Origin of the sequence: Lentzea sp. (assembly GCF_036380075.1) — a bacterium.
Taxonomy (GTDB): domain Bacteria; phylum Actinomycetota; class Actinomycetes; order Mycobacteriales; family Pseudonocardiaceae; genus Lentzea.
Genome location: NZ_DASVFL010000037.1, coordinates 15,775 through 30,440, shown reverse-complemented (window position 1 = coordinate 30,440; position 14,666 = coordinate 15,775). Strand labels below are relative to the sequence as shown.

General features: G+C 71.5%; 13 protein-coding genes. 9 read left to right on the top strand and 4 right to left on the bottom strand.

Going from position 1 to position 14,666, the window contains the following annotated elements; genetic code table 11:
- Positions 1-62 precede the first annotated feature (62 nt).
- Genes VF330_RS04715 through VF330_RS04700 form a run of 4 tightly spaced genes read left to right on the top strand, consistent with a single transcriptional unit; the run spans position 63 to position 4,327 of the window.
- Positions 63-434 carry a transcriptional regulator gene (locus VF330_RS04715; RefSeq protein ID WP_330850239.1) on the top strand — a complete coding sequence of 124 codons (372 nt, stop codon included), beginning with the start codon at positions 63-65 and terminating at the stop codon, positions 432-434.
- A gap of 15 nt (positions 435-449) precedes the next feature.
- Entirely contained in the window at positions 450-1,817 is a 1,368-nt protein-coding gene (locus VF330_RS04710) for a PPE domain-containing protein (RefSeq protein ID WP_330850238.1), read from the top strand.
- An 8-nt stretch (positions 1,818-1,825) separates the two neighbouring features.
- Positions 1,826-2,632, top strand: coding sequence for an ESX secretion-associated protein EspG (locus VF330_RS04705; protein ID WP_330850237.1), 807 nt, complete (start codon positions 1,826-1,828; stop codon positions 2,630-2,632).
- 51 nt (positions 2,633-2,683) lie between these two features.
- Positions 2,684-4,327, top strand: coding sequence for a glycosyl hydrolase family 28-related protein (locus VF330_RS04700; protein ID WP_330850236.1), 1,644 nt, complete (start codon positions 2,684-2,686; stop codon positions 4,325-4,327).
- On the opposite strand, the gene VF330_RS04695 is transcribed toward VF330_RS04700, so the two are convergent.
- Together VF330_RS04695 and VF330_RS04690 are read right to left on the bottom strand one after the other, a co-directional pair.
- Positions 4,322-6,484: an FtsK/SpoIIIE domain-containing protein gene (locus VF330_RS04695; protein WP_330850235.1), complete on the bottom strand. Its 2,163-nt coding sequence runs from the start codon at positions 6,482-6,484 to the stop codon at positions 4,322-4,324. The two genes, VF330_RS04700 and VF330_RS04695, sit on opposite strands and share 6 nt — an antisense overlap.
- Complete coding sequence (locus VF330_RS04690) at positions 6,481-7,947, bottom strand: hypothetical protein (RefSeq protein ID WP_330850234.1); 1,467 nt, start codon at positions 7,945-7,947, stop codon at positions 6,481-6,483. The genes VF330_RS04695 and VF330_RS04690 overlap by 4 nt, the downstream gene beginning before the upstream one ends.
- 88 nt (positions 7,948-8,035) lie before the next feature.
- Here VF330_RS04690 and VF330_RS04685 point away from each other — a divergent pair, with 88 nt between their 5' ends.
- Positions 8,036-8,383 (top strand): sterol carrier family protein, encoded by a 348-nt coding sequence (locus VF330_RS04685; RefSeq protein ID WP_414675336.1) that lies wholly within the window; start codon positions 8,036-8,038, stop codon positions 8,381-8,383.
- Here the strand turns inward: VF330_RS04685 and VF330_RS04680 are convergent.
- Both VF330_RS04680 and VF330_RS04675 read right to left on the bottom strand, forming a co-directional pair.
- A complete protein-coding gene (locus tag VF330_RS04680; protein ID WP_330850232.1) occupies positions 8,380-10,344 on the bottom strand; it encodes an alpha/beta hydrolase in 1,965 nt (654 codons plus the stop codon). The genes VF330_RS04685 and VF330_RS04680 overlap by 4 nt on opposite strands.
- Positions 10,341-10,664 (bottom strand): type VII secretion target, encoded by a 324-nt coding sequence (locus VF330_RS04675; RefSeq protein ID WP_330850231.1) that lies wholly within the window; start codon positions 10,662-10,664, stop codon positions 10,341-10,343. The genes VF330_RS04680 and VF330_RS04675 overlap by 4 nt, the downstream gene beginning before the upstream one ends.
- Positions 10,665-10,740: 76 nt before the next feature.
- On the opposite strand from VF330_RS04675, the gene VF330_RS04670 reads away from it, so the two are divergent.
- From VF330_RS04670 to purM, 4 genes are all read left to right on the top strand, one after another.
- On the top strand, positions 10,741-11,514 hold the full coding sequence (locus VF330_RS04670; RefSeq protein WP_330850230.1) for a maleylpyruvate isomerase N-terminal domain-containing protein: 774 nt from the start codon (positions 10,741-10,743) through the stop codon (positions 11,512-11,514).
- Entirely contained in the window at positions 11,514-11,837 is a 324-nt protein-coding gene (locus VF330_RS04665; RefSeq protein ID WP_330850229.1) for a hypothetical protein, read from the top strand. Before VF330_RS04670 ends, VF330_RS04665 begins: the two co-directional genes overlap by 1 nt.
- Before the next feature lie 127 nt (positions 11,838-11,964).
- Positions 11,965-13,470 carry an amidophosphoribosyltransferase gene (gene purF, locus VF330_RS04660; RefSeq protein WP_330850228.1) on the top strand — a complete coding sequence of 502 codons (1,506 nt, stop codon included), beginning with the start codon at positions 11,965-11,967 and terminating at the stop codon, positions 13,468-13,470.
- Positions 13,471-13,504: 34 nt separating this feature from the next.
- Complete coding sequence (purM, locus tag VF330_RS04655) at positions 13,505-14,566, top strand: phosphoribosylformylglycinamidine cyclo-ligase (protein ID WP_330850227.1); 1,062 nt, start codon at positions 13,505-13,507, stop codon at positions 14,564-14,566.
- Positions 14,567-14,666: the final 100 nt, after the last annotated feature.

Below are 14,666 nucleotides of genomic sequence, written 5' to 3'. Positions count from 1 at the left end.
TAAAGTCGTTTCAAAAGCACACGCGGCCCAATACTGGGGGGCCGTACTGAGGAGGGTGTGCCGTGCAACTCGCGGACGGAGGGGGCAGCACGTCGCTGCCGCCGGAGTTCGGGCAGCGCAAGCTGAGCGTCGAGCCACATGCCATTCCGCAGGCGCGGGCCGCGTTCCAGCGCGCGCTCGACGAGTTCGACGCCAAGATCAAGACGGCTGTCCACGACCTGCCGACGAAGCCCTGGGCGGGCGACCCGATCAGCAGCGAGACGTCGAAGGCGTTCAACGAACAGACTTCGGACAAGGCGCTCGCGGCGCTGAAGGTCTACCGCGAACAGCTCGTCGGCGTGATCGACCAGCTGAAGATGATCGAGGAGCAGTACCGCCAGACCGAGGGCGACAACACGGCCATGTGGGGCAAGCACCTGCGGGACAGGGACTGAGAGGAGGCCTGACCGATGACGGACCACCGCTTCCAGGGGTACGGACACCCCGAGCTGTACAAGATGATCAACTCCGGTCCCGGCGTCTCCGCCTCCATCCCCGTCGAACAGGGGTGGAAGGCGATCGCCGCGACGCTCGCGCAGATCGACTCCGACCTGCACTCCGGTCTGACCAAGATGGGCGCTGCCTGGGAGTCGGACGCCTCCGACGCCGCCCAGGGCGCGCTGTCGCCGCTGGCCGAGTGGGCGGGGTTCGCCGAGACCGGCGCGACCACGATGGAGAGCTCCGCGCGCCTGCAGGGCGAGTTCATCGCGGACGCCCGCAAGAAGATGCCCGAGGTCGTGCCCGTCACGACCGAGAAGCCGGGCCTGCTCGACATCGCGGCCGGCGCGCTGACCGGTCCCGTCGGCATGGCGCACGTCGTGAGCCAGCAGCTCGACCACGAACGGCAGGAGGCGGCGGCGGACAACGCCGCGGCCCAGGCCGTCAAGGTCATGGAGGACTACCAGTCCGACAGCCGCTGGAACTCCTCGACGCTCGGTGAGTTCCCGAACCCGCCGCAGGTCGTGATCGACACGCCGCCGCCGGCCGACACCGGCACGGGCAGCACGCGCGCCGGCTACTCCTCGCCGTCGGCCGCCGGCTACACGCCGCCGGGTGGCAGCACGGGCACCACGCACGCTTCGTGGACGCCCACCACGACGACCGGCAACCCGGTTCCGACGTGGACGCCGCCCACCGACACCACGCACGTGTCGTGGACGCAGCCCCCGACGACGCTGCCGCCGGTCAACACGCCGACGCCGCCGCCGAACCTGCCGACTCCCACCCCGACGCCGACGCCCTCGCCGACCCCGCCCGGCGGGCCGATCTTCACCCGGCCCGGCACCGGCGGCACCGGTGGTCCCGGCACCGGCGGTGGCAAGGTCGCCGGTGGTCCCGGTACCGGTGGCGGCAAGGTCCCCGGTGGCGGCAAGGTCCCCGGTGGCGGTGGCAAGGTCGCCGGTGGTGGCGGCAAGGACCTCACCGGCGTGCGCGGTGGCCAGCTCGGCAGCGGCAAGGCGTTCGGCCCGATGTCCGGGTCGCTCGGCTCGTCCGGCCAGCAGGGCGCGCTCAAGCCCGGTGGCCTGTCCGGCACGGGCTCCGGCTTCGGCTCGGGTCCCGGCGGCGGTGCCGCCGGTGGTGCCGCGGGTCGCGGTGGCGCCGGAGCGGGTGCCGCGGGCAGGGGCGGTGCCATGGGCGCCGGCGGTGCCCACGGCCAGCGCGGCGAGGGCGAGGACGACATCGAGCACAAGGCGGCCGACTACCTGGTCGAGACCGAGGACGTGTTCGGTGACGACCGCATGGTCGCACCGCCGGTCATCGGCGGTCTTCCCGAATGAGCAGGTAGATGTCTCTGTTCGGCGGTCCGGCGGAGAGGGAGCCGATCACCCTCTCCGCGGAGGAGTTCGACGTGGTGTGGGAGCGGCTGAACGCCGGTCCCATGCCGCTCGTGCTCAAGGTCCCCTCGCCCGGCAAGACGCGCGACGAGCGCATCCAGCTCGAGAACCGCGTCTACCGGCAGCTGGACCACCGCCGGCTGGGCAACTCGCGCGGCTTCTCCGGTGAGCTCGAGGGGTTGCTGCGCATGTTCGTGAAGCCCGAGCGGGAGGCGGACGGCCGCCTCTGGCTCGGCCACAGCCTGCGCGTCCTGGCAGTGGCGAACGGCGACTGGGGCGCGCTGGCGACGATGAGGGACGACCAGCTGACGTTCCAGCCGTGGGCGGGCTCCGGGCTCGCCTCCGCGGTCCTGTCGGTGCTGCCCTCGCACCCCGCCGGCACCGGTCTCTCGGTGACGCTGCCCAGCGCGGACATCGAGAAGGCGATCGCCGGCACCGACGGCTCGCCGAAGTCGATGGAGGCCGCGTTCCGCGGGGTCGGCCTGCGCGAGGCCGACGCCCAGGCGCTCGTCACGATGTTCACCGGGCTCGTGCACACCGGCAACTTCGGTGCCGCCGCCCGCGACAAGTACGGCAAACGCTGGCGGCCCGAGCGCGTGGTCGCGTTCTTCGACACCGAAGAGGGCCGCTACCTCCAGCAACGCCGGTCGACGGCCGGTCAGCCGCCGTGGAGCACGTTCACGCCGACCGACGCCCGCCGGATGCTGCACCAGGTGGACGAGCTGATCAGCGAAGCGGTCCGTTCCGCGAGCGGCTGATCTCTGGTTTGATCTGACCACCGCCGCCGTGGCCCCCCGGGAGACGGCGAAATGAACATCGACAGGCGACGATTCCTGCTGGCTACAGGGGTCGCGGTGGTCGGGTCGGCAGCGACGACGGGGACTGCGTCCGCAGCGTCCCCCGCCTCGCTGTGGCAGGAGTTCGTGGCGAACCCGCACGACCACCCGCAGATCCCCAACATCGCCTACGCCGGCTACCGCACCGGCGAGAAGCCCCCTCGTCGTCCCGTGCTCGCGAACGTGCTGTTCTTCGGTGCGCGCCGCGACGGGTCGGCCGACGCGTCCGCGGCGATCAACAGGGCGGTCGAGTTCGTCGGGAAGCTGGGCGGTGGCACGGTTCTCGTCCCGGCCGGGCGGTACCGCATCGACGACGTCGTCCACATCGGCTACGACAACGTGGTGCTGCGCGGAGCGGGCAGCGGCAAGACGACCTTCTACGCGACCCGGTCGCTGGAGGAGATCATCGGCATCAATCGCAGCCGGTACGGCTCGGAGAACTCGGCCTGGAGCTGGTCCGGCGGCCTGGTCTGGGTGTGCCACCGCGACCGCTACCGGCCGCTGGTCGACGCGATCAGGGACCACCGCTGGCCGTTCGAGGGCTGGACGGGCAACGAGCTGGAGGCCGGAGAGACGCTGACCGCCGTGTCCGGTGCCGCGGCACGGGGTTCGTTCGTCGTGACTGTCGAAAATGGACGGTCCTTGCGGGCCGGGCAACGAGTGCTGCTGCGGCTGGACGACTCCGGCTACTCGCTGCCCAGGCACATGTGCGGCGACGTCCCCGGCACCACGACGTACCGGTGGGACGACAAGGACAAGCTGCTGTCGTACTTCCCGTTCCTGTGGCCGGTGCGCGTGGAGTGGGTGCGCGGCGACAGGGTCAAGCTCGCGCAGCCGTTGCCGTTGGAGATCCGCCCGGAGTGGAAGGCGCGCCTCACGACGATGGCACCGGTGATCACGGGCGCCGGCGTCGAGGGCATCAAGATCGAGATGAACAAGGTCCCTACGCCGAAGCACCTGCAGGACTTGGGGTACAACGGCCTCGCGTTCCAGTGCGCGTGGGACTGCTGGGCCGACGACGTGCACGTCCACGACGTCGACAACGGGTTCCTGCTGGTGTCGTCCAAGGGTGTCTCGCTGCTGAACACGCGGGTCTCGGGCCGCGGCCACCACCACGCCTACGCGACGCGCGAGCAGTCGCACGACAACCTGACCGACGGGTTCGTGGTCGAGGCGCCGTCCGAGCCGTCGCAGGCCGGTGCGGGCAACCACGGCCTGAACGTCGAAAGCCTGTCGTGCGGCAACGTCTGGACGCGCGGCCACATGGACCACGACGTCTTCGACACCCACCGCGGACTGCCGTTCGCCAACGTCCGCACGGAGATCACCATCAACAACGTCGGCGCGCACGGCGGCAGCGCGAACGCGGGTCCGTTGTACGGTGCCAGGTTCACGCACTGGAACGTCACCGTCACGAACCAACGCGCGGGCAACGTCCGCATCGACCAGGTCGCGCCGTGCAGCGCCACCGTCGCGATCTCGGAGGTCCGCGACTTCGGTCAGGTCGACAAGCCGGACTTCACCGGCGAGCTGAACTCGCGGCTGGAGCTGTACGGCACGACCGACGTCACGCCGCGCAACCTCTATGACGCGCAACGGAAGTTGCGCCGGTCATGAGGTCGCGATACGCACCTGCCGCTTGACCCGCACGCACAGGCCCGTGCCCGGCCGGTCGGGGAGGTTCGCCTGACGGCGTTCGTCCACGGCCGACCAGGACGGGTCGGCGAGCTTCAGCTCGACGCCCCAGGCCAGGTCGTCCCTGATGAACTGCGGCACCTCCGCCCACGTCGATGCGGTCACGACGACGTGCCGTTCGCCGGGACGGCCGTAGAGCGGGCCGTCCTCCAGCCGGAAGTTCTCGGTGGACCCGAAGGTCCTGGTGATCGACTCGGTCAGCGTCCGCATCGCCGTCGTGCGGCCGGAACCCGGTTTGCCGACGATCGCGCCGTGGCCGCCCTGCCCGAAGGTCGCGTGGAAGACCTCGACGGAGTGCTCGAACGGGTTGTCGCGCAGGCCGAGCGGGACGGCGTTGTGCTCCGGCGAGATGGTGCCGAGCTCGTCGAGCGTGAGCTTCGACCACTCGTGCAGCGGCGGCGGCAGCAACGGGTCGTGGAGCGGTTCGACCTTCTGCATCGCGTGCGGCAGCGACCTGGTCCGGTCGTCGAGGTCCGGTGGCAGCACGAGGTTCTCCACCGACCTGCTGATGCGCCGGGTCCAGCCCTTCGGCGTGTGCTCGAAGCGGTAGGTCAGGACGCTGCGGAGGTCCTCGGTGTGCGTCGTGCCGGACAGCAGGAGGTGCTGGCCATAGGTGCGGCCCAGGCGCCCGAACTCCTGGAGGACCTCCAGGAGCTCCGGGTGCGCGCGCAGCAGTTCGGGAGCACCGTCGACGCAGATCAGCAGCTCCGGCAACGGGTCCAGCGGGGCGCCCTGGTCGCGGGCCGCCCGGTAGTCCCAGGTCGTGCGGTGCTCGGCGGCGACGAGGACGGCGAGGCGCCGTTCGTGCTCGCCCTTCAGCGCCTCGACGAGCCGGTCGGCGGTCGCGGGGACCAGACCGCGGAAGTGCCCGCGCACGTGCGGTGCCTTGTCGAGCCCGGCGAACACGCCCGTGCCGGCGAAGTCGACCAGGACGAGCTGGAGGTCGTCCGGCGGGTGCCACAGCATCTGGCCGAGCAGCAACGCGCGGAGCAGGTCCTGGCGGTGCGGTCCGACTACCTCGCCGTGCGGGCCCATCCCGTCCTGGAGGCTCGCGCTCTTGAGGTCGAGCAGGACCGGCTGACCGTGTTCGTCGGTGCCGGCGGTGACCCGGAGCTGCTCGCGGGCCGGGCGCCGCCGCCAGGTCCGCTGCCGGTCGAAGTCCGCGATCCCGTGCAGCGCGAAGAAGTCCGGGACGGGCTCGGCCCGCACCATCAGCTCCGGCAACGACTTCGCCACCTCGCCGAGGTTCGCCGGCACGGTGCACGCGGGAACCTCGTGCGGTGCGAGCGGGTGCGGGCTGTCGAGCAGCAGCTGCATGCCGGACTTGCCGACGTCCTCGGCGACGGTCGCCAGGGTGGTGGCGAAGTCCGGGTGCTCCGCGAGGATCTCCTCCAGACCGGTGACGCAGACCAGGAGCTGCGGGAGCACCTGGTCGAGACCGCGGTGGTCGAAGATCGTCCAGGTGTTGCCGACGACCTCGAGCCGGCGTTCCGACTCGGCCAGCAGCATCGTGGTGACGGGCTCCGGGTTCGCCGCCACCTCGTGGAAGTGGCTGTGGACGTGCGGGGCCTTGTCGAGCCCGTCGAACGCGTCCGTGTCGCGCGCGTCGATCAGCATCGCCTGGAACAGCTTCGGCGAGTGCGTGGTCATCAGGCCGAGCACCAGGCTGCGGAACGTGTCCGGCGTGGTGGCGTGGAGGTGCGAACCCGTCCGGTACTGCCCGTCGTAGTGCGTGAGGCCGACCGAGACCGGGCCGCCGTCGTGGCCGATCGGAACCCGGGACCAGTCGCCCTTCCAGGCGGCGGCCTTGGTGAACGCGCTCAGCCCGTGCAGGGCGAGGAAGTCCGTGCGCACGAACGAACGCAGGTGCGCGGGGACCTCGTCCGGCGTTCCGGCGGTGATCACCACCCGGACGTCGCGGACCGTCGCGACGATCCACCGCAGCGACTCGGCGAGGCCGGGATCGCTCGCCGCGCAGAGCTTCCAGTCGTCGACGAGCAACGTCGCGCCGGGTTCGCCGCCGCGTTCGAACCAGGCCAGGACGCTCTGGTCGGAGGGACTGATCCGGTAGACCGTCACGGCAGGGCGATCTGGACGGCGGTCTTGTCGCGCACGGACAGCCCGATGCCGGGCAGGAACGGCACCGTCGCGGCGCTGCGGGCGCTGACGAGCGACGTGGCCGGGTCGTCGAGGCGCAGCTCGATGCCGAACGCGAGGCTGTCGCGGATGAACGGCGGCACCTGGTTCCACGTGCGCGCGGTGACGACGATGTGCCGTTCCGGGTCGAGGGGTTCGCCCGGCCCGTCGAGCAGCTGGTAGGCGCTGAGGTCGCCGAGAACGGTGGCGAGCGTGCGCAGCGCCGTCGACTTGCCGGTGCCGGGCGCGCCGACGATCGCGCCGTGGCGCAGCTCGGTGGTGAAGTGCGGGACGAGCACGTCGCGGCGGTGCTCGTAGGGCTTGTCGACCACGCCGAGCGCCCCCGGCGGCAGCATGTCGAGCGTCAGCGGTTTCCCGTCATGGCCCAGCGGCGGCAGCACGATCTCCCGCGCCTCGCCGGCACCGGGCGCGTGCGGCAGCAGCTCCAGCATCTCGCCGAGGTCGTAGGTCGGCGTGGCGAGCGGCCACTCCGGCAGCTCGTGGGGCATCTGCGGGACGCCGCCGGAGTACAGGACGTGCACGCCGAGCGACCGTCCCGCGCGCATGACGGAGAGCAGGATCTCGCGGAACTGCGGCTCGCGCCGGAAGACCGCCTCCGGCCCGTCGACGCAGATCAGCAGCTCGGGGGACGTCTCGCCGTGCCTCCTGGCCTCCTGGCGCCGGCCGAGCTCGCCCGCCAGCCCGTCCACCAGCCGCGCCAGGACCGCCTCGTCGTCCGGCGTGACGGTGTGCGCGACCTGGGACGAGAACGACAACGGCTCGAAGACGCCACTGCCGTTGCCGTCGACGAGGACGTACTGCAGGCGGTCGGCCGAATGCGTGGACATGAGGCCGAGCAGCGCGCTCCGCAACTGGTCGGGGCTGCCGCGGTGCAGGGCACTGCCGATGCCGACCCGCAGGTGGACCGGCCACCCGCGGTCGTCGACGCCGGCCGCCGCCGTCAGGTCGTCGCGCTGCCACATGTCGTCGAGGTCGGCGTCGATGCCGTGCAGCGCCAGGAAGTCCGTCGGCTCGCCGTGCAGCTGCCCGCGCAGCCGGGACGGCAGGTCGGCCCACTTCCGGGCGGTGACCACGGTCTGCACACCGCGCCCCGGTCCGAACGCCGCGATCCACTCGACGGTCCGGTCGAGCTCCGGGTCCTGCTCGGAGCACAACGCCCAGTCGTCGACCAGCAGCACCGCGCCCTTCGGCGCACCGCGCTCGAACCAGTCGAGCAGGCTCCTGCACCCCGACTGGTCGGCCGGGTCGAAGGTCGCCGAGACCGGCAACGGGTCGGCGCCGCGCCCGATCCGGTAGACGGCCATGCCCGGCGCGGCCTGCAGAGCCGCCGTCAACCGCTCCCTGGTCGCCTGCCCGGGACCGACGACGGCGAAGTTCCTGATCACCGCCCACATATACCAACAGCGCCGGGACCGCCGCTGCCCCTTCGCTAATGTGGGCGCCGTGCCAGCCAAAGCCGTCGACCCCGCCGAGATGCGCGCCGCGGTGCAGGCCGTCCTCCCCTGGCTGCGCGGTGAGGCCGACCAGCCGGAACGCCCCGTGCTCGCCGCCGCCGTCCGCCTGAGCCTGCGCACCCTGGAGCAGATCGCGCCGGGCCGCAGCGTCGAGGTCCGCGTCCCGCCGTTCGCCGCCGTGCAGTGCGTCGAGGGCCCGCGCCACACCCGCGGAACGCCCCCGAACGTGGTGGAGACCGACCCCCGCACGTGGCTGGAGCTCGCGACCGGGGACCTGAGCTGGGACGAGGCCCTGGACGGCGCTCGGGTCACCGCCTCCGGGACCCGAGCCGACCTGTCACCACTGCTGCCGGTCGTGAAGTTCTAGAACCACGACCCGACGGTCTTGATGGCGCCGCCGACGCCCTCGACGACGTCGCGGCCCAGCTCGACCGCGTTGCCCACGGTGTCGACCACGACGTCACCGGCGTCGCTCGCGACCTCCTTGGTCGTGTCCCACGCGTGCCCGGCCGCGTCGCCCCAGTTGCCGCGCGAGATGTCGTCCACGACCTGGCCGCCGCCGCGCCAGACGTCCTCGCCGATGTCGACGACCTCCTTGCCGGTGTTGACGCCCCAGTCGATGACGGGCCCGATGCCCGGCAGGTTCGAGCCCGGCACCTCCCGCGGCGTCGGCGCGTCCTGCCACCGCTGCTCGGTGACCTGGCCGCCGTCGCCGTTGGCGATCCGCGCGATGTTCTGCAGCGACTCGGAACCCTTGTCGTAGTACGACGAGTGCGCGTGCCCGATCCACGACTCACCGGACGTGCCGAACGTCTTCGCGCCGAACGACGAGTCGTAGGGTCCGGTCGACGAGCCGTCCTTGGTGAACCAGTCGCCGCTCGTGGCCTGGATGACGGGGTCGTGCTCGGTGCCGCCGACGTAGACGTGCCCGGCACCGGCCGACAGCTGGTCCACGTTCGACGCGCCGACGCCCGGCGAGCCGACGAACACGATGTCGTCGGCCTTGAGCCCGTTGTCCATGGCCGAGTATCCGACCACCGTGCTGCCGTAGCTGTGCCCGACGACCGTGACGTGCGCGTTCGGGTTGGTCACCCGGTAGCCCTCGACGTCCTGGGCCAGGATCGCCGCGCCCTCCCGCGCCTGGGCCGGGTCGTTGACCTGTCCCGGCAGGAACTCGGGCGCGTCGTAGCCGAGCCACTGGATCGCCGCGCCGTTCGGACCCATCTCGGCGCTGAGGTTGGCGGCCTGGTCGAGGCCGAAGCTGCTGAGCTTGGACGTGGTGCCGGGCACGGTCACCGCGACGTTGTCGGCCGTGTCGGGGTTGCCGAACGCGACGGCGATGGCGCCCTCCTTGGCACCGGCGCCGTCCGGGCTCCACGCGAGCACGTAGGCCTGCTTGCCGGTTTCCTGGCTGAGCTCGTCGGCCGTCTTCAACGCACCGGCCGCGTCCTCCGCGTTCTTCGCGCGCCTGGCCGCCTCGTCGTACTGCGACATCAGCTGCGAGCCCTGGGCGTCGTTGCGCAGCGCTCGCTGGCCCGCCGCCGAGTTCGGGTCGACGCCCAGCTCGCGCGCCCGGTCGGCGAGCTGCCGCTGCAGCTGGTCCTTCTGCTGGTTGAACCGGGTCACGTCCTCGGGGATGCGCTTGCGGTTCGCGTGGTCCAGCACGTCGGCCGGCAGCCCGCGGAGCTGGCCGAGCTCCTGGTACTTGGTGTTCTTGAGCGCTTCCTGCTGGTCCTTGCTGAGCGACTTCCACCAGTCGGCGACCATCTTGGGGTCGCTGCCCGGCGGCGGCACGGGAGGCAGGGGCCCGCCGGCGCGCTGGGCGGCGCGGCTCCAGCCGCTGTCCGCTCCTGCCGCCTGTTCGAAACCGGGCGGGATCTTCCCCAGGGCACCCGCGTACGACCGCAGCACGTTCTCGTAGCCGGATTTCACCCTGCTCAGGGCGTCGTTGACCTGGTTGGCGAGCGTGCGGGTCTGCTGTTCGTCCAACCCCGGCGGACGGCTGCGCCACACGCCGATCGCCTGGTCCGCGGCACCGCGCATCTGGCCGTACGCGCGGGAGGCGGCCTGGACGATGTCCACACCCGCGCCGAGGCGTTCCCCGGCTGCCTTGGCGGCGGTGGCGGACAGGTCGGCGCGCGCGGTGAACTTCCCGGAGGCGTCACCGACCCAGCTGCTCACGGCTGTCCTGCCGCCGCGGGCGACCGAGTCACCCGCACGGCTGACCGCGCTGATCGCACCGGTGATCGGGTCCGCGGCGGCGGCGATCCGGCCCACGTCCCCTGCCGCGAGCCTGCCGTACAGGGCCTCCGGGTCCACGTAGCTCACTTGCCGCCCCCCAGTCCCGAGAAGAGCTTCTTCAGCACGGTCTCGTGGTCCTCCTCCGTGCGCTGGTAGGCCTCGGCGTTCGACACGAGGCCCTCCGCGGCGTCGGTGAGCCACGCGGAACCGCGTTGCAGGTCCTGGGAGTGCGTGCCGGCGAACTTCGACAGCGCGTCGGCGAACTCGGCGGCGGCGTCGACCTCGCCGAGCGCACCGGCGTCCAGCTTGAGCATCGAGATCATCTCCGCCGCCTCGCGCACCGCGTCCGAGCCGTTGCCGAACTCCTTCGACGCGTTGCGCAGCAGTTCGGGCTCAACGCCGAACATCGCCATCCGCCACCCCCATGGTTGGTCTTCGATCCATGCGACGCAGAAGCATGATGTCCGGTTCCCCGCTCATGCGATGACTGTTTGGGGCACGATGTCGTTCATGGTGCAGACGGGGTGGACGGCACAGCGGTGGACCGCCGTGTTCGTCGAGCAGGCGGAGATGTTCCGCAAGGCGGTGGCGGAAGCCGATCCGACGGCCGAGGTGCCGACGCGCCCGGGGTGGACCGTCCAGGACCTCGTCGTGCACCTCGCGCGCTTCCTGGAGACCTCCACCGAGTACCTGCGCACCGGCAGCCGCACCCAGCTGGAGCCGCCCCCGCCGCCCGCCGGCCTCTCGCCGCTGGAGTACCTCGACCTGCAGCTCACCGCGGCCGCCGAGATCCTGGCCGCGGTACCGGGGAACCGCCCGGTGTGGACGTTCTCGCCGGCCGCCCCCGACCTCGCGTGGGTGTGGCACCGCCGCATCGCCCACGAGACGGTGCTGCGCCGCTTCGACGCGCAGACGGTGGTCCGGCAGGTCGCCGGCACCGACCCCGGCCTCTGCGTCGACGGCGTCGACGAGGTGCTGACCACGATCGTCGCCGCCAAGACCGAGGGCGACGTGCCGAACATCGCCCCCGGCACGGCCGTCGTCAGGACGACCGACGTCCCCGAGTCCTGGCTGATCTCCCTGACCCCCGACGAGGCCCCCGAGATCCGTGCGGCCGCCCCCGGCGAGGAGGGCGACGCACAGGTGACCGGTGAGGCCGAGCTCGTCTACTTCTGGCTCTGGAACCGGATGAACCTCAAGGAGATGACCGGCGACCGGCGCGTGCTGGACGTCCTGCAGGTCGGACGGGGGCACTGATGCGCAAGCTCGCCGCCGCACTGCTCGGCTGCCTGCTGCTCACCGGTTGTGCGGCGAGCTGGCAGGCAGGGGAAGTGCGCTACAAGATCGTGTCGTTCGACGACAGCACCCCGACCGAGCTCTTCCGGCTCGAGCTGGTGGGCGAGGCTCCGAAGGGCGCCCTGGACCCGAGCGACCTGACCAGGCTGTCCAACCTGAAGAGCGACGTCTCCGGTGGTGCCGACGTCGGAGACGAGGTCCTCTGCCTGGTGGAGCAGGAGAAGGGCAGCGCGTTCGGCAACTCGAACGTCGTGACCCACATGAGGACCTGCCGGAAGGCCTGACACCCGCGCGCGTGCGGCCGAAGGCATGAGTTTGGTCACCCCACCAGGGGTTCGAGGGGGGTCTACCACACCCTGCGCCACTTACACTCGGGGTGCAGCCAGCCCCACTCGTGAGGGAGCCAACTCGGTGGTCGCCGACCATTCCCAGCCCGAACAGGAACCCCGTGAGGAGTGCGGCGTCTTCGGCGTCTGGGCTCCCGGTGAAGATGTCTCCAAGCTGACCTACTACGGCCTCTACGCCCTGCAGCACCGCGGCCAGGAGGCCGCCGGCATCTCCGTCGGTGACGGGGCGCAGGTCGTCGTCTTCAAGGACCTCGGGCTCGTCAGCCAGGTCTTCGACGAGCAGGTCCTGCAGAGCCTCAAGGGCCACGTGGCCGTCGGGCACTGCCGCTACTCCACCACCGGGTCCACGACCTGGGAGAACGCGCAGCCCACGTTCCGCACGACGGCCACCGGCAGCGCGTTGAGCCTCGGCCACAACGGCAACCTGGTGAACACCGCCGAGCTGCTGGAGAAGGCCAAGGGCCTCGGCATCGTCGAGCGCAACGGCGCCACGACCGACTCGGACATCCTCTGCGGCCTGCTCGCCCACGCGGCGGCCGACAAGGGCGTCGAGCAGGCCGCGCTGGAGCTGCTGCCCGCGGTCAGGGGCGCGTACTGCCTGACCTTCTCCGACGAGTCCACCCTCTACGCGGCGCGCGACCCGCACGGCGTCCGGCCGCTGGTCCTGGGCCGGCTCGAACGAGGCTGGGTCGTCGCGAGCGAGACCGCGGCGCTCGACATCGTCGGCGCGAGCTTCGTGCGCGAGGTCGAGCCCGGTGAGCTGATCGCGATCGACGAGGACGGCCTGCGGTCGACCCGGTTCGCGACGCCCGAGCCCAAGGGCTGCATCTTCGAGTACGTCTACCTGGCGCGGCCGGACACGACGATCTCCGGGCGCGGCGTGCACGCCACCCGCGTCGAGATCGGCCGCCGGCTCGCCAAGGAGCACCCGGTCGAGGCCGACCTGGTGATCCCGGTGCCGGAGTCCGGCACGCCGGCCGCCATCGGGTACGCGCAGGCCAGCGGCATCCCGTACGGGTCGGGCCTGGTCAAGAACGCCTACGTCGGCCGGACGTTCATCCAGCCGTCGCAGACCATCCGCCAGCTGGGCATCCGGCTGAAGCTGAACCCGCTGCGCGACGTCATCCGCGGCAAGCGGCTCGTCGTCGTGGACGACTCGATCGTGCGCGGCAACACCCAGCGCGCGCTGGTCCGCATGCTGCGGGAGGCCGGTGCGCTCGAGGTGCACGTCCGGATCGCCTCGCCGCCCGTGAAGTGGCCGTGCTTCTACGGCATCGACTTCGCCTCGCGGGCCGAGCTCATCGCGAACGGCCTCGACGACGACGGCATCCGCCGCTCGGTCGGCGCCGACTCGCTGGGGTACGTGTCGCTGGAGCAGCTCATCGCGGCCACCGAACAGCCCAAGACCCGGCTGTGCTCGGCCTGCTTCGACGGCGAGTACCCGATCGAACTGCCGCAGGACGCGCTCATCGGCAAGCACCTGCTCGAGGGCCTCAAGGGCGTCTCGGGCTCGGCCGCTCCCGTCCTGCCGAACGGCTATGGTGCCGAAGACGCTCTGCGTCGTCCCTGAAGAGGCACCCGAGATCCAAGTGGAAGAAGTTGACGTGACCGACAGCGCCAAGGCCACCTACGCCGCCGCCGGAGTCAGTATCGCCGCAGGGGACGAGGCGGTGGAGAAGCTCAAGCCGTGGGCGGCCAAGGCGCACCGGCCAGAGGTGCTCGGCGGGATCGGCGGCTTCGCCGGCCTCTTCCAGCTCAAGCTCGACCGCTGGAAGGAGCCGGTCCTCGCCTCCTCCACGGACGGCGTCGGCACCAAGATCGCGATCGCGCAGGCGCTCGACAAGCACGACACCATCGGCATCGACCTGGTCGCCATGATCGTCGACGACCTGGTCGTGTGCGGTGCCGAGCCGCTGTTCGTGCAGGACTACATCGCGGTCGGCAAGGTCGTCCCCGACAAGATCGCGGCGCTGGTCAAGGGCATCGCCGAGGGCTGCGTCCAGGCCGGGTGCGCCCTGCTCGGCGGCGAGACCGCCGAGCACCCCGGCCTGATGGGCGACGACGACTACGACGTCTCCGGCACCGGCGTCGGCGTGGTCGAGCAGTCCAAGCTGCTCGGTCCCGACCGGGTCCGCGACGGCGACGTCGTGATCGCGATGGGCTCGTCGGGCCTGCACTCCAACGGCTACTCGCTCGCCCGGCACGTGCTGCTGGAGATCGCGCGGATGCCGCTGGAGGGCCACGTCGAGGAGTTCGGCCGCACCCTCGGCGAGGAGATGCTGGAGCCGACCAAGATCTACGCCAAGGACTGCCTCGCGCTGATCGCCGAGACCGAGGTCCGCGGGTTCTCGCACGTCACCGGTGGTGGCCTCGCGGCGAACCTGGCCCGCGTCCTGCCGGCCGGCCTGCACGCCCAGCTCGACCGCGGCACGTGGACGCCCGCGCCGGTGTTCCAGCTCATCGCCCAGCGCGGCCGCGTGGAGCGCGAGGAGATGGAGAAGGCGTTCAACATGGGCGTCGGCATGGTCGCCGTCGTCGCGCCGGAGGACGTCGACCGCGCGCTGGCCGTGCTCACCGCCCGCCACGTCCCGGCGTGGGTGCTCGGCGAGATCACCAAGTCCGAGGAGGGCGGCGCCGCGCTCGTCGGCGACCACCCGCGTTTCTGACGTTCCAGGGCAACCTCCCGGCCCGGTCGTCGCGTACTAAGCGACGACCGAGGAGGGGAAGTTGGACCGGGACCGCGAGTTCGGGGAGTACGTCGACGCA